The organism is Streptomyces sp. NPDC046122 (genome assembly GCF_056429965.1).
Map to the genome: position 1 here is coordinate 276,898 of NZ_JBWKLQ010000002.1, position 20,104 is coordinate 297,001.

15 protein-coding genes are annotated in these 20,104 nt (G+C 72.4%); 6 read left to right on the plus strand and 9 right to left on the minus strand.

What is annotated here, in order from left to right:
• Positions 1 to 52: 52 nt before the first annotated feature.
• The 3 genes from AC07FK_RS06110 to AC07FK_RS06120 all read right to left on the minus strand — a co-directional run bounded on the left by AC07FK_RS06110 (position 53) and on the right by AC07FK_RS06120 (position 7,087).
• Complete coding sequence (locus AC07FK_RS06110; RefSeq protein WP_479103001.1) at positions 53 to 1,513, minus strand: glutamate synthase subunit beta; 1,461 nt, start codon at positions 1,511 to 1,513, stop codon at positions 53 to 55.
• Complete coding sequence (gene gltB, locus AC07FK_RS06115; protein WP_479103003.1) at positions 1,506 to 6,065, minus strand: glutamate synthase large subunit; 4,560 nt, start codon at positions 6,063 to 6,065, stop codon at positions 1,506 to 1,508. The genes AC07FK_RS06110 and gltB overlap by 8 nt, the downstream gene beginning before the upstream one ends.
• 290 nt (positions 6,066 to 6,355) lie before the next feature.
• Positions 6,356 to 7,087: a VIT1/CCC1 transporter family protein gene (locus AC07FK_RS06120; protein WP_479103005.1), complete on the minus strand. Its 732-nt coding sequence runs from the start codon at positions 7,085 to 7,087 to the stop codon at positions 6,356 to 6,358.
• Positions 7,088 to 7,306: 219 nt separating this feature from the next.
• Between AC07FK_RS06120 and AC07FK_RS06125 the strand changes: the two genes are divergently transcribed.
• From AC07FK_RS06125 to AC07FK_RS06150, 6 genes are read left to right on the plus strand one after another with little or no spacing between them, the layout of a single operon-like run.
• Entirely contained in the window at positions 7,307 to 8,359 is a 1,053-nt protein-coding gene (locus AC07FK_RS06125) for an ADP-ribosylglycohydrolase family protein (protein WP_479103007.1), read from the plus strand.
• Positions 8,356 to 9,513 (plus strand): ADP-ribosylglycohydrolase family protein, encoded by a 1,158-nt coding sequence (locus AC07FK_RS06130; protein WP_479103009.1) that lies wholly within the window; start codon positions 8,356 to 8,358, stop codon positions 9,511 to 9,513. The genes AC07FK_RS06125 and AC07FK_RS06130 overlap by 4 nt, the downstream gene beginning before the upstream one ends.
• A gap of 4 nt (positions 9,514 to 9,517) precedes the next feature.
• Complete coding sequence (locus tag AC07FK_RS06135) at positions 9,518 to 10,675, plus strand: ADP-ribosylglycohydrolase family protein (RefSeq protein WP_479103011.1); 1,158 nt, start codon at positions 9,518 to 9,520, stop codon at positions 10,673 to 10,675.
• Positions 10,672 to 12,354: an ADP-ribosylglycohydrolase family protein gene (locus tag AC07FK_RS06140; RefSeq protein WP_479103013.1), complete on the plus strand. Its 1,683-nt coding sequence runs from the start codon at positions 10,672 to 10,674 to the stop codon at positions 12,352 to 12,354. Before AC07FK_RS06135 ends, AC07FK_RS06140 begins: the two co-directional genes overlap by 4 nt.
• Complete coding sequence (locus AC07FK_RS06145) at positions 12,351 to 13,634, plus strand: CaiB/BaiF CoA transferase family protein (RefSeq protein ID WP_479103015.1); 1,284 nt, start codon at positions 12,351 to 12,353, stop codon at positions 13,632 to 13,634. The genes AC07FK_RS06140 and AC07FK_RS06145 overlap by 4 nt, the downstream gene beginning before the upstream one ends.
• Positions 13,631 to 14,512, plus strand: coding sequence for an HpcH/HpaI aldolase/citrate lyase family protein (locus AC07FK_RS06150; protein WP_479103017.1), 882 nt, complete (start codon positions 13,631 to 13,633; stop codon positions 14,510 to 14,512). Before AC07FK_RS06145 ends, AC07FK_RS06150 begins: the two co-directional genes overlap by 4 nt.
• A 148-nt stretch (positions 14,513 to 14,660) precedes the next feature.
• On the opposite strand, the gene lgt is transcribed toward AC07FK_RS06150, so the two are convergent.
• From lgt to trpC, 6 genes are all read right to left on the minus strand, one after another.
• Positions 14,661 to 15,620, minus strand: coding sequence for a prolipoprotein diacylglyceryl transferase (gene lgt, locus AC07FK_RS06155; RefSeq protein WP_479103019.1), 960 nt, complete (start codon positions 15,618 to 15,620; stop codon positions 14,661 to 14,663).
• A gap of 99 nt (positions 15,621 to 15,719) precedes the next feature.
• Positions 15,720 to 16,688 (minus strand): DsbA family protein, encoded by a 969-nt coding sequence (locus tag AC07FK_RS06160; protein WP_479103021.1) that lies wholly within the window; start codon positions 16,686 to 16,688, stop codon positions 15,720 to 15,722.
• An 85-nt stretch (positions 16,689 to 16,773) separates the two neighbouring features.
• Entirely contained in the window at positions 16,774 to 17,598 is an 825-nt protein-coding gene (trpA, locus tag AC07FK_RS06165; RefSeq protein WP_479103023.1) for a tryptophan synthase subunit alpha, read from the minus strand.
• Entirely contained in the window at positions 17,595 to 18,887 is a 1,293-nt protein-coding gene (gene trpB / locus AC07FK_RS06170; protein WP_479103025.1) for a tryptophan synthase subunit beta, read from the minus strand. The genes trpA and trpB overlap by 4 nt, the downstream gene beginning before the upstream one ends.
• Positions 18,888 to 19,015: 128 nt before the next feature.
• Positions 19,016 to 19,237: a tryptophan biosynthesis modulator TrpM gene (gene trpM / locus AC07FK_RS06175; RefSeq protein ID WP_479103027.1), complete on the minus strand. Its 222-nt coding sequence runs from the start codon at positions 19,235 to 19,237 to the stop codon at positions 19,016 to 19,018.
• 10 nt (positions 19,238 to 19,247) lie between these two features.
• On the minus strand, positions 19,248 to 20,057 hold the full coding sequence (gene trpC, locus AC07FK_RS06180; protein ID WP_138902247.1) for an indole-3-glycerol phosphate synthase TrpC: 810 nt from the start codon (positions 20,055 to 20,057) through the stop codon (positions 19,248 to 19,250).
• Positions 20,058 to 20,104: the final 47 nt, after the last annotated feature.

Below are 20,104 nucleotides of genomic sequence, written 5' to 3' on the forward strand. Positions count from 1 at the left end.
GCGCCGCATTCAGTTCCGTACGCCGTTGTACGGGACGTTCTGGGGGCGTGCGTCAGACGGTCAGCGCGCGGTCCGTCGGCTTCACCGGGGCGGGCAGTTCGCTCGTCCCGGTCAGGAACCGGTCCACGCCGCGGGCCGCCGAGCGGCCCTCGGCGATCGCCCACACGATGAGCGACTGGCCTCGGCCCGCGTCACCGGCGACGAAGACACCGTCGACGTTGGTCGCGTACTGCGCGTCCCGAGCGATATTACCCCGTGCGTCGAGCTCCAGGCCGAACTGCTGCACCAGACCGTTCGCCTGGTCCGTGCCGGTGAAGCCCATCGCGAGGGTGACCAGCTGCGCGGGGATCTTCCGCTCGGTGCCCGGCTTCTGCTCCAGCTTGCCGTCCTTGAACTCCACCTCGACGAAGTGCAGGAACTGGACGTTGCCGTCCTCGTCGCCCTCGAAGTGGGTCGTCGAGACGGAGTAGACCCGCTCGCCGCCCTCCTCGTGCGCGGAGGTGACCTTGTAGAGCATCGGGAACGTCGGCCACGGCTGGCTGGCGTTACGGTCCTCGCCCGGCTTCGGCATGATCTCCAGCTGCGTGACGGAGGCCGCGCCCTGGCGGTGGGCGGTGCCCACGCAGTCCGCGCCGGTGTCGCCACCGCCGATGACCACGACGTGCTTGCCCTCGGCGGTGATCGGGGAGACCGTCAGGTCGCCCTCCTGCACCTTGTTGGCGAGCGGCAGGTACTCCATCGCGAAGTGGATGCCGTTCAGCTCGCGGCCCGGGACGGGCAGGTCGCGGGAGACCGTCGCGCCGGCGGCGATGACCACCGCGTCGTACCGGCGCCGCAGCTTCGCGGCGTCGATGTCGCGGCCGATCTCGACCTCGGTACGGAACTTGGTGCCCTCCGCGCGCATCTGCTCGATGCGGCGGTTGATGTGCACCTTCTCCATCTTGAACTCGGGGATGCCGTAGCGCAGCAGACCGCCGATGCGGTCGGCGCGCTCGTACACCGCGACCGTGTGGCCGGCCCGGGTCAGCTGCTGGGCGGCGGCGAGACCGGCCGGGCCGGAGCCGATGACGGCGACGGTCTTGCCCGACAGGCGCTCCGGCGGCTGCGGCGTGACGTCGCCGTTGCCCCACGCCTTGTCGATGATCGAGACCTCGACGTTCTTGATGGTGACGGCCGGCTGGTTGATGCCGAGCACGCACGCCGACTCGCAGGGAGCCGGGCACAGCCGCCCGGTGAACTCCGGGAAGTTGTTCGTGGCGTGCAGCCGCTCGGAAGCGGCCGCCCAGTCCTCGCGGTAGGCGTAGTCGTTCCACTCGGGGATGAGGTTTCCGAGCGGACAGCCGTTGTGACAGAACGGGATGCCGCAGTCCATGCAGCGCCCGGCCTGCTTGCTGATGATCGGCAGCAGGGAGCCGGGAACGTAGACCTCGTTCCAGTCCTTGACGCGCTCGCCGGCGGGACGGGTCTTGGCGACCTCGCGGCCGGTGGTCAGGAAGCCCTTGGGGTCAGCCATTGGTCGCCGCCTCCATCATCTTCTCGGTGGTCTCCTGCTCGGAGAGACCGGCGAGCTCAGCGGCGTCCTTGGCGGCGAGCACTGCCTTGTACGTGGACGGGATGATCTTGCTGAAGCGGGTCACGGCGGTGTCCCACTCGGCCAGCAGCTTCGAGGCGACCGTGGACCCGGTCTCCTCCTCGTGACGGCGCACCACATCGTGCAGCCACAGCTTGTCGGTGTCGTCGAGGGCCCCGACCGCCCCGGCGTTGCCGGAGTTGACGTTGTCCGGGTCGAGGTCGATGACGTACGCGACGCCGCCGGACATGCCGGCCGCGAAGTTGCGCCCGGTCTCGCCCAGGACCACCGCGCGGCCGCCGGTCATGTACTCGCAGCCGTGGTCGCCCACGCCCTCCGAGACGACGGTGGCGCCGGAGTTGCGGACGCAGAAGCGCTCGCCCGTCCTGCCGCGCAGGAAGAGCTCACCGCTGGTGGCGCCGTACGCGATCGTGTTGCCCGCGATGGTCGAGTACTCGGCGAGGTGGTCGGCGCCGCGGTCCGGCCGGACGATGATCCGGCCGCCCGACAGGCCCTTGCCGACGTAGTCGTTCGCGTCGCCTTCGAGCCGCAGCGTGACACCGCGCGGCACGAACGCGCCGAACGACTGGCCCGCGGAGCCGGTGAAGGTGATGTCGATGGTGTCGTCGGGCAGACCGGCCCCGCCGAACTTCTTCGTCACCTCGTGGCCGAGCATCGTGCCCACGGTCCGGTTGATGTTGCGGATCGCGACCTGCGCGCGGACCGGTCCGGCGGCCTCGGCGCTGTCCACGGCCAGGGCGTCGGCGGCGAGCTTGATCAGCTCGTTGTCGAGCGCCTTCTCCAGCGCGTGGTCCTGGGTCGTGATCTGGTGGCGCACCGCGCCTTCCGGCAGGTCGGGGACGTAGAAGAGCGGCTCCAGGTCGAGACCCTGCGCCTTCCAGTGGTCCACGGCCGCGTCGGTGTCGAGCAGCTCGGCGTGGCCGACGGCCTCTTCGAGCGTACGGAAACCGAGCTCGGCCAGCAGCTCGCGCACTTCCTCCGCGATGAACTGGAAGAAGTTGACGATGTACTCGGCCTTGCCGGAGAACCGGTCGCGCAGGACCGGGTTCTGCGTGGCGATGCCGACCGGACAGGTGTCGAGGTGGCAGACGCGCATCATGACGCAGCCGGAGACGACGAGCGGCGCGGTCGCGAAACCGAACTCCTCGGCGCCGAGCAGCGCGGCGATGATGACGTCGCGGCCGGTCTTCAGCTGGCCGTCGGTCTGCACGACGATGCGGTCGCGCAGCCCGTTGAGCAGCAGCGTCTGCTGGGTCTCGGCGAGTCCGAGCTCCCAGGGACCGCCCGCGTGCTTGAGCGAGGTGAGCGGCGAAGCGCCCGTACCGCCGTCGTGGCCGGAGATCAGGACGACGTCCGCGTGGGCCTTGGAGACACCCGCGGCGACCGTGCCGACGCCGACCTCCGAGACCAGCTTCACGTGGATGCGCGCGGCCGGGTTGGCGTTCTTGAGGTCGTGGATCAGCTGAGCCAGGTCCTCGATGGAGTAGATGTCGTGGTGCGGCGGCGGCGAGATGAGACCCACGCCGGGCGTCGAGTGCCGCGTCTTGGCGACCCACGGGTAGACCTTGTGGCCGGGCAGCTGGCCGCCCTCGCCGGGCTTGGCGCCCTGCGCCATCTTGATCTGGATGTCGTCGGCGTTGACCAGGTACTCGCTCGTCACACCGAAGCGGCCGGAGGCGACCTGCTTGATGCTGGAGCGCCGCGCCGGGTCGTACAGCCGCTCGGCGTCCTCGCCGCCCTCACCGGTGTTGGACTTGCCGCCCAGCTGGTTCATGGCGATGGCGAGGGTCTCGTGCGCCTCCTGGGAGATGGAGCCGTACGACATGGCGCCGGTGGAGAAGCGCTTGACGATCTCGGAAGCGGGCTCGACCTCGTCGATCGGGATCGGCGTGCGCCCGCTCTTGAAGCCGAAGAGGCCCCGCAGCGTCATCAGCCGCTCGGACTGCTCGTTCACGCGGTCCGTGTACTGCTTGAAGATGTCGTAACGCCGGTTGCGCGTGGCGTGCTGGAGGCGGAAGACCGTCTCCGGGTCGAACAGGTGCGGCTCGCCCTCGCGGCGCCACTGGTACTCGCCGCCGATCTCCAGCGCGCGGTGCGACGCGGCGATGCCGGAGGCCGGGTACGCCTTGGCGTGCCGCGCGGCGACCTCCTTGGCGATGACGTCGAGACCGGCGCCGCCGATCTTGGTCGCGGTGCCGTTGAAGTACTTCTCGACGAACGCCTCGTCCAGGCCGACGGCCTCGAAGACCTGCGCGCCGCGGTAGGAGGCGACGGTCGAGATGCCCATCTTGGACATGACCTTCAGGACGCCCTTGCCCAGCGCGTAGATCAGGTTCCGGATGGCCTGCTCGGGCTCGGCTCCCTCGATGAACGTGCCCGCGCGGACCAGGTCCTCGACGGACTCCATGGCCAGGTACGGGTTGACGGCGGCGGCGCCGAAACCGATGAGCAGCGCGACGTGGTGCACCTCGCGCACGTCGCCGGCCTCGACGAGCAGCCCCACCTGGGTGCGCTGCTTCGTTCGGATGAGGTGGTGGTGGACGGCGGAGGTGAGCAGCAGCGACGGGATCGGCGCGTGCTCGGCGTCCGAGTGCCGGTCGGAGAGGACGATCAGGCGGGCGCCGGCCTCGATGGCGGCGTCGGCCTCGGCGCACATCTCCTCGAGACGGGCGGCCAACGCGTCGCCGCCGCCGCTGACGCGGTAGAGGCCGGACAGCGTGGCGGCCGTCATGCCCGGCATGTCGCCGTCGGCGTTGATGTGTATGAGCTTGGCCAGCTCGTCGTTGTCGATCACCGGGAACGGCAGCGTGACGTTGCGGCAGGTCGCGGCGGTCGGCTCCAGGATGTTGCCCTGGGGACCGAGCGAGGAGCGCAGCGAGGTCACGAGTTCCTCGCGGATGGCGTCCAGCGGCGGGTTGGTGACCTGCGCGAAGAGCTGGGTGAAGTAGTCGAAGAGCAGCCGGGGCCGCTCGGACAGCGCCGCGATGGGCGAGTCCGTGCCCATGGAGCCGAGCGGCTCGCCGCCGGTGCGGGCCATCGGCGCGAGGATGACGCGCAGCTCTTCCTCGGTGTAGCCGAAGGTCTGCTGGCGACGGGTGACCGAGGCGTGCGTGTGCACGATGTGCTCACGCTCGGGCAGGTCCTCCAGCTCGATCTCGCCGGCTTCCAGCCACTCCTGGTACGGGGCCTCGGCGGCGAGGCCGGCCTTGATCTCGTCGTCCTCGATGATCCGGTGCTCGGCGGTGTCGACGAGGAACATCTTGCCGGGCTGCAGGCGGCCCTTGCGGACGACCTTCGCCGGGTCGATGTCCAGCACGCCCACCTCGGACGACAGCACGACGAGCCCGTCGTCCGTCACCCAGTAGCGGCCGGGACGCAGACCGTTGCGGTCGAGTACGGCGCCGACCTGGGTGCCGTCGGTGAAGGTGACGCAGGCCGGTCCGTCCCAGGGCTCCATCATCGTGGCGTGGTACTGGTAGAACGCGCGGCGGGCCGGGTCCATGGAGTCGTGGTTCTCCCACGCCTCGGGGACCATCATCAGCACGGCGTGCGGCAGCGAGCGCCCGCCCAGGTGCAGCAGCTCCAGGACCTCGTCGAAGGACGCGGAGTCGGAGGCGTCGGGCGTGCAGACGGGGAAGATCCGCTCCAGCTTGTCCGCGCCGAACAGGTCGGAGGCGAGCTGGGACTCCCGGGCCTTCATCCAGTTGCGGTTGCCCTTGACCGTGTTGATCTCGCCGTTGTGCGCGACGAAGCGGTACGGGTGGGCGAGCGGCCAGCTGGGGAAGGTGTTCGTCGAGAACCGCGAGTGGACGAGGGCGACGGTGGTCGCGCAGCGCCGGTCGGACAGGTCCGGGAAGAACGGCTCCAGCTGCCCGGTGGTGAGCATGCCCTTGTAGACGATGGTGCGCGCGGAGAGCGACGGGAAGTAGACACCGGCCTCACGCTCGGCGCGCTTGCGCAGGACGAACGCCTTGCGGTCAAGTTCCAGGCCCGTCGACGTACCGTCCGCGACGAAGATCTGGGAGAACGAGGGCATCGTGGCGCGGGCGCCCTTGCCGAGCAGCGAGGGAGTGACGGGAACCTCACGCCATCCCAGGACCTCGAGGCCCTCCTCGGCGGCGATCGCCTCGATCCGCTCGACGGCCTGTGCGGGGCCGTCGGCGGGGAGGAAGGCGATGCCGACGGCGTACGCCCCGGCCTCGGGGAGGTCGAAGTCCGTGACCTCGCGCAGGAAGGCGTCCGGGACCTGGAGCAGGATTCCGGCGCCGTCGCCGGAGTCGGGCTCGGATCCGGTGGCACCGCGGTGTTCGAGATTGCGCAGTACGGTCAGCGCCTGCTCGACCAGCTCATGGCTGGCCACACCGGTGAGGGTGGCCACAAAGCCGACGCCGCAGGCGTCGTGCTCGTTACGGGGGTCGTACATCCCCTGCTGGGCGGGGCGACCGTCCATGGGCGACCAGGCGTCGGAACGCATCGGCACTCCCGTCGTCGTCGTGGCATATGCAACTACCGAGGGACGACGTTGGCCCTCCGCGAAATTTCGTGCAGGTTACATGATGGCTGGCTTCTCGCGAAGTGGATAGCGCATTCCAACATGCGGACACCGCTCAGCGGTGCGGGTGACTCGAAGGCGGACGAACCGGCGCTGATCCGGTCGCCGCGGCGCAGGCTTCATTGCCTGCGGTGTCGTGGGCTCTTGCCCGCGTATGACGGGGATGAAACCGCCAAGCAACAGATTACTTATGTGGAGCCCCGCATAGTGTCTCACCCTACGGCTGTTCCGAACAGAGTGCCCAGGGCGTACGTCACACCCGCGGCGCAACCACCGAGCGCCAGCTGCCGAAGGCCGCTGAACCACCAGGTCCGCGCGGTCACCTTCGCGACGAGCGCCCCGCAGGCGAAGAGCCCGGCGAGCGCCAGCAGCACCGCGGGCCACAGCGTCGTAGCTCCGAGCAGGTACGGCAGTACGGGCAGCAGGGCGCCCAGCGCGAACGCCCCGAACGACGATACGGCGGCGACCAGGGGCGAGGGAAGGTCCCACGGGTCGATGCCCAGCTCCTCACGGGCGTGGATCTCCAGCGCCTGCTCCGGGTCCCTGGACAGTTGCGTGGCGACCTCACGGGCCAGCCCCGCGTCGACGCCCCGCGACACGTAGAGCGCGGCGAGCTCCTCCAGCTCGTCCTTCGGGTGCTTGCGCAACTCGCGGCGCTCCACGTCGAGTTCCGCCTCGACGAGCTCGCGCTGCGAGGCGACGGAAGTGTATTCGCCGGCCGCCATGGAGAAGGCGCCCGCGGCCAGCCCCGCGAGCCCGGTGATGACGATGGTCTGCTGTCCCACGGACCCGCCCGCCACACCGGTCATCAGCGCCAGGTTCGAGACCAGACCGTCCATGGCCCCGAAGACCGCCGGGCGCAGCCAACCACCATTGACGTCACGGTGCGTGTGGTTGTCGCGGTGCGCCTCGTGCAGCGTCGCCTCGGTCTCGATGATGGCCATGTCGCCCGTTCCCCTCTCGCCGGAGGCGGGGCCGTATGCGGCCCGCTCACCCCCTCAACACCATCGAAAGTACGCACGATGCGAGCGGCCCGCCAGCAAGGAAGGCCGTGCTTACCCGCAGCTCAGACCCCACGCCGACCGGGTGACGCTGACGATTCGGAGCCTTCGCCGGGCCCGCGCGTGGCACAGATCCAGGAACGAGCCCAGGGAGTTGATTGCATGCAATCCCGCACCGATCACGGCCGCGCGCGGCAGGCCCTGCGCGAACTTCACGCCGTTCGCGCCCTGAGGGACCGGGGGCGGGGCGCCCTGCTCGGCCTGGCGGTGGGCGACGCGCTCGGAGCCCCCGCGGAGAACATGAAACCCTCCGAGATCCGCCGCCGTTGGGGGCGTATCGAAGGGTTCGTGTCCGCCGACCCCGCCGGTACGGACGACACGGAGTACGCGATCTTCTCCGGCCTCCTGCTGGCGCGCCACGGATCGGCGCTCACCGTGGCGCACGTCGAGAACGCCTGGCACCTGTGGATCGCCGACCTGGACGAAGGACCGTTCCGCGGCGCGGGCTTCAGCGAGCGCGGCACGCTGGAGAACCTCCGCCGCGGCCTGGCCGCCCCGATCTCCGCCCAGCACCGCCACGCGTGGAGCGACGGCCTGGCGATGCGGGCCGCCCCGTTCGGCGTCTTCGCGGCGGGCCGTCCTGCGGAGGCTGCGCGGCTGGTGGCCATCGACGGCTGTGTGAGCCACGAGGGCGAGGGCATCTACGGCGGCCAGGCGGTGGCGGCAGGCGTGGCGGCGGCCATGACGGGCGGCTCCCCGTCCGCGATCACCGCCGCCGCCCTGTCCGTCATCCCGTCCGACTCCTGGACGGCCCGTTCCCTGCGCCGCGCGGTGGCCGCGGCCCCGGACGGCGAAAGGGCGGTGCGCTCGGCGGTGGTGATCGGCGGCTACCCGTGGACGGACCTGGCCCCGGAGGCGGTCGGGCTGGCCTTCGGCGCCTTCGCGGCGGCCGACGGCGACTTCGCCGCCGCCGTCCTCACCGCGGTCAACATGGGCCGCGACGCGGACACCACGGCAGCCGTGGCGGGCGCTCTGGCCGGGGCGATGTCCGGGACCGCGGCGATTCCACCGGCCTGGGCGTCGGTGATCGCCCCGGCACGGGGCAGCTGCCTCCCGTCCATGCGCAACCACCACGTCCTGGACGTGGCCGACCTCCTCACCCCGGACGACGAGCCCCCCGACCACCGGGCGGCCACCCGGCGGACCGCGTCATGACCACGGCCGACTCCGCCGCCCCGCGCGAAGCGGTCACCGTCGCCCTGCTGCCCGACGCCATCGCTCCCCGCCGGATCGAGGGGCTGCTCCTCGGCCTGGCCGCGGGCGACGCCGCCGGATGGCCCGCCGCGCGGCACCGCGCGGCCCGGATGCCCGACTGGACCCGCCGCCTCACCCGCGAGCTGGACACCTTCGCCGAGCAGAACGCCACCACCACCCTCCCCGTCCCCATCGCCCTCAACCAGCCCCCCGAGCCCCTGCGCCTCGGCCCCTCGGACGACGCGGAATGGGCGGCCTTCACCGCCGGCACGATCCTCGCCGCGGCCCCCGGGAAGGTCCATGCCGCGGTCGACCGCGCCTGGACGGCGCTGGCCGCCGAGGTCTCCGCCGCGGCCGACCGCGCCCCCGAGGTCGAGTCCGCCGTACTGCCCCTGCGCGCCCGGATCTCCGTACGCGCCGGTCTCGGCAACCTCGCCACCGGCCTGCGGCCGCCCGCGACCGGTCACGACAACCCGCACTACTTCGACGACGCCGCCTGCATCCGGGCCGCCGTCCTCGCCGTCGTCCACCCGGGCGATCCGGCCGCCGCCGCCGAGCTGGCCGAGTTCGACGCCCGCTACACCCAGGACGGCGACGGCGTCCACGGCGCCCGGGCGACGGCCGCGGCGGTCGCGGCGGCTCTCGGCGGCGCCGGGGTCGACGAAGCCGTGGACGCCGCCCTGGCCCAGCTCCCCGGAGCCACCGAGATCGGCCGCAACGCGGCCCACGCCGTCCTTCTGGCCAGACAGGCCCACCCGCACCCGCCCTTCGGCGCGTTCGCCCTGGTCCCCACCCTGGAACACCAGATCGTCGACCACGTCTACAGCTACGGCGTCGCCGCCGCCGAAACCGTCCCGGTGGCCCTGGCCCTGGCCACCGCCGCCCGCGGCCGCGTCACCGAGGCCGTACCCGCCGCCGCCTGCCTGTCCCGCGTCGCGGACTCCGCCCCGGCCCTCGCCGGAGCGCTGACCGGCGCGCTGTGCGGCGGCGACGCCCTCCCGGCCGGCTGGCGCGACACCTGCCGCACCCTGGTCGGCTGCGCACTCCCCCGCCTGGCCGGCACCGACCTGGTCGAGCTGGCCGCACACCTCACCACGCACCTCTCGAAGGGATGACTCCATGGCGACGTTCCCCCCGCTCACCCTGGAAGACCGGACCACCGGCAGCCTGATCGGCGCAGCCGTGGGCGACGCGCTGGGCGGTCCGGTCGAGGGCTGGTCCCCGGAGCAGATCTCCGAGCGCCACGGCGGCCGGATCCACGGCATCGTCGGCCCCTTCCACGAGAACTGGCGCACGGCGCGCCCGATCGCCCCGTACCACAAGGGCGACGGCCACATCACGGACGACACCCTCATGACCCACGCCCTGGTCCGCGTGTACGACGCCGTACGCGACCACCTCGACGCCTACTCCATCGCCGAACACCTGGTCCCCGAACTCATCGAATCACCCGTGTGGGTGCCGGAGTTGGAAGCGGAGGCCCTCCCCCTCCAGCGCGTGTTCCTCGCCGAGAAGTGGATCGTCGCCCGCCTCCACTACGGCCACGTGGACCCGCGCGAGGCCGGCGCCGGCAACATCGTCAACTGCGGCGCGGCGATGTACATGGCCCCGGTCGGCCTGGTCAACGCGGGAAACCCCGCCGCCGCGTACGCCGAGGCGATCGACGTGGCGGGTGCGCACCAGTCGTCGTACGGGCGCGAGGCGGCCGGCGTCTTCGCCGCCGCCGTGGCCGCGGCCTGCACGCCCGACGCCACACCCGCCACCGTCGTGGACACCTGCCTCTCCCTCGCCAAGGACGGCACGCGCTCGGCCATCGAGGCGGTGGCCGAAGCCGCCGTGCGCCACCACGACTTCGAGTCCGCGCTCGCCCCGCTCCGCGCCGCCGTGGCGCCCTTCGACACGGTGGGGCCGGACTACCGCAAACCGTCCCTCGCCGCCCGTCGCCCCTCCCGCCTGCACTCCATCGAGGAACTGCCCGTCGCGCTCGGCATGCTCCTGGTGGCCGGCGGCGACTACCGCCACACCGTCCTGGGCTCCGTCAACTACGGCCGTGACTGCGACTCGATCGCCACGATGAGCGGGGCGATCTCCGGCGCGCTGTACGGCGAATCGGCCGTCCCCCCGGAGTGGGCGAAGACGGTGGCGGAGGCGAGCCGCACCGACCTGCACGCCCCGCCCCGCACCCTGGCGGCGGTGACCCGCGAGGTCTACGCCCGCGACGCCGAGCGACGCCGGGCCCACGAGGCGGCCTTCACCGCGCTGACCGGCACGTCATGACCCGTCTGACCTGGGTGCAACCGGAGGACCTCCTCACCCACGAGCTGCGCCAAGCGGCGGAGGACGGCCGCGACGCCGCGGCGATCCGCACCATCCGTACCCGCTGGCAGAAGGCGGGCGGCCCGCCGGCCCCGCCCCCCACGGGCGCGTCCCCGACCCCCGCGCCCCCGCACCTGCGCGCCCTGGCGGAAGAACTCCTGACCGCCCTGTCCCAACTCCCCACCCCCACGGACGCCACGGAACCAACCCCCCTGAAGGCGATCAGAGCCACCTGCCCCACATGGCCCACCCGCCCGCGACCCGCCGAAGCAGCAACCACCCGAACCACAACCACCACGCCCAACACCACCAAACCCCCCACCACGACGCGCATCGGCACGACGACCATCGACGCCCCGACGCTCATCGGCGCCACGACGACCACCGCACGACAGGTCACGCTGCCGGGAGGGGACGTGCCGGGGCGCTCCCCGCAGGGCGTTGAACGCGACCACCCCTCAGCGACCGCAGCAGTGGCCGAACGTTCGACGCCAGAGGAGACACCCCGGCGCGGCACCGACCCGGACGCCCCCGCGAAGAAGCCCCACACCGCCCCCTCGGAGCGAACCGCAGCCACCCCCCTGCTCAACCGCCTGCACGCCGCCTGGTTGGGCCGAGCGGCCGGCTGCCTCCTGGGAAAACCGGTGGAGAAGCTGCCGCTCCCCGCGATCCGCCGACTGGCCGGCGCCACCGGCAACTGGCCACTGAACACCTGGTTCACCGCCCACGGCGTCCCCGGCCACCTCCTGACCCGCCACCCCTGGAACCGCCGCTCCGCCACCACCTCGCTGGCCGAGAACATCAACGGCATGCCGGAGGACGACGACCTCAACTACCCCCTCCTCGGTCTCCTCCTCCTCCAGCGCCACACCAAGGCGTTCACCACAGCGGACCTGGCCGGCCTGTGGCTGGACGAACTTCCGGCCGGCCGCGCGTTCACCGCCGAACGCATCGCCTACCGCAACCTCCTCCTCGGCCTGACGCCCCCGCACACCGCCCGTCACCACAACCCGTTCCGCGAGTGGATCGGCGCCCTGATCCGCGCCGACATCCACGGCTGGACGCACCCCGGCGACCCGGCGGCCGCCGCCGAACAGGCCCACCGCGACGCCATCCTCACCCACACGGCCAACGGCGTGTACGGCGCGATGTTCATCGCCGCGACGATCGCCGAGGCCGCTACCGGCGCCGCCGACGTACACCGGTGCCTGCGCACCGGCCTGGCCGTGGTCCCCCCGAAGTCCCGCCTGTCCCAGGCGGTCCGCCACGGCATCAACGCGGCCACCAAGGCGTCCAGAACCTCGTTCGACACCGTCGTGGACGACCTCCACGCCGCCTACGGCCACCACCACTGGGTGCACGTGCTGCCGAACGCCGCCCTCGTCGCGGCAGCCCTCACGCACGCCGACGGCGACTTCACCGGCTCCATCTGCCGCGCTGTGTCCGGCGGCTGGGACACCGATTCCAACGGCGCCACGGCCGGGAGCATCGCCGGCCTCCTCGCAGGCTCCCCCGAAGCCCTCCCGAGCCGGTGGACCGCCCCCCTCCGCAACCGCCTCGCCACCTCCGTCACCGGCTTCGACGGCATCGGCTTCGACACCCTGGCCCACCTCACCCACACGGAGGCGCTCCGCCCATGACCACCCCCGCCCGCACCTCCACACCCAGCTCCCCCACCCCCACCACGCCCACCGGCACTTCGACACCCACCACCTCCACCCCCACACCCACCCAGCACCCCCTGAGCAACCTCCGCGTCCTCGACCTCGCCACCCTCTTCGCCGGCCCCCTCGCCGCCACCATGCTCGGAGACTTCGGCGCGGACGTGATCAAAGTCGAGCACCCCACCAAACCCGACCCCTCCCGAGGCCACGGCCCGTCCAAGCACGGCATCGGCCTGTGGTGGAAACTCCTGGGCCGCAACAAGCGCACCATCACCCTGGACCTCTCCGCCCCCACCGGCCGCGACGCCCTCCTGCGCCTCGCCGCCACCACCGACGTGATCATCGAGAACTTCCGGCCCGGCACCCTGGAGAAGTGGGGTCTGGGCCCGGCCGAGCTCAGCGCGGTCAACCCCCGCCTGATCCTGGCCCGCGTGACCGGCTTCGGTCAGTGCGGCCCGTACTCCCACCGCCCCGGCTTCGGCACGCTCGCCGAGGCGATGAGCGGCTTCGCGGCGATCACCGGTGAACCCGAGGGCCCGCCCACACTCCCCCCGTTCGGCCTGGCCGACTCGATCGCCGCACTCGCCACCGCCTACGCCGTGATGACGGCAGTGGCCGCCCGCGGCACGACCGGCCGGGGCCAGGTCGTCGACATGGCCATCATCGAACCGATCCTCACCGTCCTCGGCCCCCAGCCCCTCTGGTACGACCAGCTCGGTTACGTCCAGCCCCGTACCGGCAACCGCTCGCGCAACAACGCCCCGCGCAACACCTACCGCACCGCCGACGACGCCTGGGTGGCCGTCTCCACGTCCGCCCAGTCGGTGGCCGAGCGCGTGATGCGGCTGGTCGGACGCCCCGACCTCGTCGACGAGCCGTGGTTCGCCACCGGCAGCGGCCGCGCCGAGCACACCGACGAACTCGACGAGGCGGTCGGCCACTGGATCGGCCGCCGCACGCGCGACGAGGTGATGGCCGCGTTCGAGAAGGCCGAGGCGGCGATCGCCCCCGTCTACGACGTACGCGACGTCATGGCCGACCCGCAGTACCGCGCACTGGACACCATCACCGAGGTCCCGGACCCCGAGCTCGGCCCCCTGCGCATGCAGAACGTCCTCTTCCGCCTCTCCGAGACGCCCGGCGCGATCCGCTGGGCCGGCCGCCCGCACGGCGCGGACACCGACGCCGTGCTCACCGAGGCGGGCCTCACCCCGTCCGAGATCGCCGCCCTCCGCGCGACCGGCGGCACCCGATGACCCCTCACCCGGCCCCTCCGACCACCACGAGCCCCCCGAGCGCTCCGACCTCCCCGGCCGCCCTGACGGCCCTGACCTGGCTCTACGTGCCCGGTGACCGCCCCGACACGGTCGCCAAGGCGCTGCGCTCCGGCGCCGACATCGTGATCGTCGACCTGGAGGACGCGGTCGCGCCCGACCGCAAGGAATACGCCCGCTCGGCGACGGCCGAGCTGCTCACCGAACACCCGGCGACCCCCGTCCACGTGCGGGTGAACGCCCTCGCCGGCCCGCACGCCGAGGCCGACCTGCGCGCCCTTGCCCACCTGCCGGGCCTCACGGCGCTGCGCCTGCCGAAGATCACCGGCCCGGCCGGGGTACGGCAGACCGCGCACCGCGTGCCCGACGTACCGCTGTACGCGCTCCTCGAATCGGCGCTCGCCGTCGAGCAGGCGCACGCGATCGCCGGCGCCCACCCGTCCCTGCGCGGGATCGCGCTGGGCGAGGCGGACCTCCGCGCGGATCTCGGCGTACGGGACGACACCGGGCTCGCGTGGCCGCGCAGCCGGGTGGTGGTCGCGGCGCGGGCGGCCGGTCTCGACCCGCCGGTCCAGTCGGTGCATCCGGACATCCGGGACCTGGAGGGACTTGCGGCGTCCTGCACACGCGGCCGGGCCCTGGGCTTCCTGGGCCGTACGGCGCTCCACCCCCGCCAGTTGCCGGTGATCGAGCGCGCCTTCCTGCCCACGGCGCAGGAGGTCGAGGAGGCGGAGGAGACCGTCAAGGCCGCCGCCGCGCGGGGAGGCGCGCTGGCGCTCCCCGACGGCCGCTTCGTGGACGCGGCGGTGGTGAGGGCGGCCCAGCGCACCCTGGCCCTGGCGTCCCGGATGCCCGCCTGACCGCGTCCGCGGCCGGGAACGCGAATCCGCCCTACCCGGAACCGCGAGGGCTTCCGCCGCCCGGCGCGCGCGTCACCATCAGCCGTCAGCAGGACGCACGGCGCAAGCGCGGACGCGGACGCGGGCCCGAAAGCGAAGGCGAACGCGCCTAGTCCTTGGCTTCGGCTTCGGCCCTGCCGCCGAGGCCGAAGCCCTCGGCCCCCGCGTCGTCGGCGGAACCGGCACCGTCACGGTCACCGCCGTCCGCGTCGCCCGGCTCGTCGTCCGCGTCACCGCCCGCGTCCCGCTTGTCCAGGGGGACCGGCTCGACGACCTCTTCACGTCCCGGCCGCAGCTTCGCCGAGATCACGAAGTACGCCACCGCGCACGCGAAGACGACGATCGAGGTCCACACGTTGAGCCGCAGCCCCAGCACGAGGTGCGCCTCGTCGACCCGCATGTACTCGATCCAGCCGCGGCCGGCGCAGTACAGCGCGATGTACAGCGCGAACACGCGGCCGTGCCCGAGCTTGAAGCGGCGGTCCGCCCAGATGACGACCAGCGCGGCGCCGATGCACCACAGCGACTCGTAGAGGAAGGTCGGGTGGTAGATCCCGGCCTCGCGGTTCACGCCCTCGGAGATCTTGAGGCCCCAGGGCAGGTCCGTCTCGCGCCCGTACAGCTCCTGGTTGAACCAGTTGCCCCAGCGGCCGATCGCCTGGGCGAAGGCCAGGCCGGGAGCCATGGCGTCGGCCCAGGCCGGCAGCGGGATCCCGCGACGGCGGCAGCCGATCCAGGCGCCGACCGCGCCGAGGGCGACGGCGCCCCAGATGCCGAGGCCGCCTTCCCAGATCTTGAAGGCGTCGACCCAGTTCCGGCCCTCGCTGAAGTACAGCTGGTAGTCGGTGACGACGTGGTACAGCCGTCCGCCGACGAGGCCGAACGGCACCGCCCAGACGGCGATGTCGGCCACCGTGCCGGCTTTGCCTCCCCGGGCGATCCAGCGCTTGTTGCCGTACCAGACGGCCAGGAAGACGCCGGCGATGATGCAGAACGCGTAGCCGCGGAGCGGGATCGGTCCGAGCTCGATCACACCGGTCGACGGGCTGGGAATATAGGCAAGGTCCATGGCAGGGTCGACGCTACCCTGCCGGGTGGGAGGTACGGCAACCCACCCGGCAACGTCTGGGTAACGAGCGTCCCGCCGCCCTTCCCCGCCCCCCGGCCGCTACGGCGTACCCGGCGGGACGTACCCCTGCGGGACGGACCCCTGCGGCACGGTGGCGGGCGGCACGGTCGCCTGGGGCATGGACGCCGGCGGCGCGGGCGCCTGGGGCGGGGCGGGCGGCGTCGAGGTGGCGGGCGCCGAGGACGTGGTGGACGCCGACGGCGTGGCCGGCGCCGTCCCCGCCTTCTTGCCCTTGTTCGCCTCGGCGACCCACTTCTTCAGGTTGGCCGGCGAGATCTGCTCATTGCCCTTCTTCGGGAAGATCGACTCCCCGTTGAGCTGCACGGTCGGCGTCCCCCGGAAGTTGCCCTTCTGGAACGCCTCGTTCGACTTCTGCACCCAGCCGTTGTGCGTCCCGTCGGCCACGCACTGCTTGAACGGTTCTGTGACGAGTCCGTCGACCTTGCCCGCCAGCTCGATCAGACGGCTGTCCTTGCTGAACGCGTCGTCGGGCTCCGGCGGCTGGTTCTGGTACAGCACGTCGTGGTACGGCACGAACTTGCCCACGTCCTGCGCGCAGGCCGCCGCGTTGGCCGCCTTCAGCGAGCCCGATCCGCCCATGTTCCCGTCGATCAGCGTGGCCAGGTGGTACTCCACCTTGATCTGGCCCGCCGCCTCCAGCTCGTGGATCGTCTCCCGGAAGGCGTTCTCGAACTGGGCGCACGCGGGGCAGCGGAAGTCCTCCCACACCGTGAGGGTCGACGGCGCGTCCGTCGCCCCCACCGGGATCAGCGGATCACCCTTGTCGTCCGTGCCCTTGGGCGTCACCACGGCGCTCGCGCCGTCGTCGCCGTCCGAGCCCGAGTTCGCGGCGAGGATGCCCACCACGGCGGCCAGGCCCAGCACGCCGACCACGGCGCCGGCGACGATCAGTGTCCGCCGGCGCCTGTCGCGCGCCTTCTGCGCCTCGCGCTCCTGGATCAGGCGCTCGCGGGCGGTTCGTTTTCCGTCACGGTTCTTGTCGCTCACACCCGCAGCAACGAACCGGGGAGGCGCGGGCGCGCCTCCCCGGTCCAGGTCCACCCGTACGAGCTACGCCGCCCAGGTGTTCGTGTCAGGCGTTCGTGCCGTCCCTGCGCACGCCCAGGGCCAGTTCGCCCGCGAGCGCCCGTACGGCCTCGAGGCCCGCCGCGGCGTCCGGCGCGTCGAGCATCCGCTGGACGAACGCGGAGCCGACGATCACACCGTCCGCGAAGGCCGCCACCTCCTTCGCCTGGACGGCGTTGGAGACCCCGAGCCCGACGCACACCGGCAGCTCGGTCGTCGCCCGCGTCCTGCGCACCAAATCCTGCGCCTGCGCGCCCACCGACTCGCGCGTGCCGGTCACGCCCATCAGCGAGGCCGCGTAGACGAACCCGGACCCCGCCGCGGTGATCGTGGCGAGCCGCTCGTCCTTGCTGCTCGGCGCGACGACGAAGACCGTGGCCAGGCCGTGCTTCTCGGCGTGCTCGCGCCACAGCGCGGACTCCTGGACCGGCAGGTCCGGCAGGATGCAGCCCGCGCCGCCGGCCTCCGCCAGCTCCGCCGTGAAGCGCTCGACGCCGTACCGGTCGATCGGGTTCCAGTACGTCATGACGAGCACCGGGGCCCCGGTCGCCGCGTGCGCCTCGCGGACCGTGCGCATCACGTCGGCGATCTTGACGCCGCCCCGCAGCGCGATGTCGTCGGCGGTCTGGATGACCGGCCCGTCGAGCACCGGGTCGCTGTGCGGCAGCCCGACCTCGACGACGTCCGCGCCGCCCGCGACGACCGCCTTGACCGCGTCGATGCCGCCGTCGACGGTCGGGAACCCGGCCGGAAGGTAGGCGATGAGGGCGGCCCGGTTCTCCGAGGCGGCCCGCTCCAGGGTGTCGCTCAGCAGCTGAATGTTCCCGCTCACTTGGTGTCCCTCTGGATCTCGGCGGCGCCGTTGTCGGAGGAGGCGTCGGCCTCGACCGTCGCGTCGGTGTCGTACAGGCCGAAGTAGCGGGCGGCGGTGTCCATGTCCTTGTCGCCGCGCCCGGACAGGTTGACCAGGATCAGCCCGTCCTTGCCCAGCTCCTTGCCGAGCTCCAGTGCGCCGGCGAGCGCGTGGGCGCTCTCGATCGCCGGGATGATGCCCTCGGTGCGGGACAGCAGGAGCAGCGCCTGCATCGCCGCGTCGTCGGTCACCGCCCGGTACTCGCCGCGGCCGCTGTCCTTGAGGTACGCGTGCTCGGGGCCGATGCCGGGGTAGTCGAGGCCCGCCGAGATCGAGTAGGGCTCGGTGATCTGGCCCTCCTCGTCCTGGAGGACGTACGACCGCGAGCCGTGCAGGATGCCGGGCTCGCCGGCGGACAGGGTGGCGGCGTGCTCGCCGGTCTCGATGCCGTGCCCGGCGGGCTCGCAGCCGACCAGGCGCACGTCCGCGTCCGGGATGAAGGCGTGGAAGAGCCCGATGGCGTTGGAGCCGCCGCCGACGCAGGCGACGGCCGCGTCGGGCAGCCGGCCCGTGCGCTCCAGGATCTGGCGGCGCGCCTCGACGCCGATGACCCGGTGGAAGTCGCGGACCATGGCGGGGAAGGGGTGCGGTCCGGCGACGGTGCCGAAGAGGTAGTGCGTACGGTCCACGTTGGCGACCCAGTCGCGGAACGCCTCGTTGATGGCGTCCTTCAGCGTCCGGCTGCCGGACTTCACCGCGACGACCTCGGCGCCGAGCATCCGCATGCGGGCGACGTTGAGCGCCTGGCGCTGGGTGTCGATCTCGCCCATGTAGATGGTGCATTCGAGGCCGAACAGGGCGCACGCGGTGGCGGTGGCGACGCCGTGCTGGCCGGCGCCGGTCTCCGCGATCACGCGGGTCTTGCCCATGCGCTTGGTGAGCAGCGCCTGGCCGAGCACGTTGTTGATCTTGTGCGAGCCGGTGTGGTTCAGGTCCTCGCGCTTGAGGAAGATCCGTGCCCCGCCCGCCTGTTCGGCGAAGCGCGGGACCTCGGTGAGGGAGCTGGGCCGGCCCGTGTAGTCGACCATGAGCGCGTTCAGCTCGGCCGCGAAGGCCGGGTCGGACTTGGCCTTGTCGTACTCGACGGCGACCTCGTCGACCGCGGCGACGAGCGCCTCGGGGATGAACTTGCCGCCGTACGCGCCGAAGTAGCCCTCGGTGCTGGGGACGGTGCCCTCGGGGTCCGGAATGAAGAAGTCAGAAGACATCCGACGTACTCCTCAGAAGGGGCTGGCGCCCCATGAAAGATCAACGGGTGGAAGTGACCGTATGCGCCGCGCGCGCGATCACCCGTGTACGCCTCGGAGGCATCCGGGCGTAGGGGTGGGGCGTGTCGCTAGAGCGCGTCCCCGGTGCGCCATCGCATGCCGTTGATCTGGCCGGGCTCGGACCCGATGTGGTACCGCACCCGCCGTCCGCGCACCCGCCGCGCCGGGGCCCGGCACCCGCGCGGGCGGCACCCGCGCGCCAGCGGCGCGTGCGGGTCGCGCGGCCGCGTCCCGGCGAGCGGGCGAAGGCCCGGCCGGGTGCGTGCGGCGGTACGGCGCGGTGCGGTCATCGGCTTCGGTTCAGCTCCGGCCGTGGCGCAGGGCCGGGTGGGCTCCCGCGGCGACCAGGTCGGCGACGGCGCCCTTGGGGTCGCGGCCGGTGACCAGCGACTCGCCGACGAGCACCGCGTCGGCGCCCGCGTTGGCGTACGCGATGAGGTCGTGCGGGCCGCGGACGCCGGACTCGGCGACGGTGACGATGCCGGCCGGGACCTCTGGGGCGACGCGCTCGAACGTGCCGCGGTCGACCTTGAGGGTCTTGAGGTTGCGCGCGTTGATGCCGATGATCTTCGCGCCGGCCTCGACCGCGCGCTCGACCTCTTCCTCGTCGTGCGCCTCGACCAGCGGCGTGAGCCCGATGGACTCGGCCCGCTCGATCAGGGAGACCAGGGCCTCCTGCTCCAGCGCGGCGACGATCAGCAGGGCCAGGTCCGCGCCGTACGCCCGCGCCTCCCAGAGCTGGTAGGCCGTGACGATGAAGTCCTTGCGCAGCACCGGGATGTCGACCTTGGCGCGTACGGCCTCCAGGTCGGCCAGCGAGCCGCCGAAGCGGCGCTGCTCGGTGAGCACGGAGATGACGGCCGCGCCGCCCGCCTCGTAGTCGGCGGCGAGGCCGGCGGGGTCGGCGATCGCGGCGAGCGCGCCCTTCGACGGGCTGGAGCGCTTGACCTCGCAGATGACCTGGACGCCGTCACCGCGCAGGGCGGCGACTCCGTCCTTGGCCGGGGCTGCCTTGGCCGCGCGGTCCTTGAGCTCGTCGAGACTGACGCTTGCCTGCCGCTCCGCGAGGTCGGCGAGCACGCCTTCGATGATCTCGTCGAGCACACTCACGCGAGCGGCCCCCTTCCGGGAGGGTGATAGTGGACCAGGATCAGCCA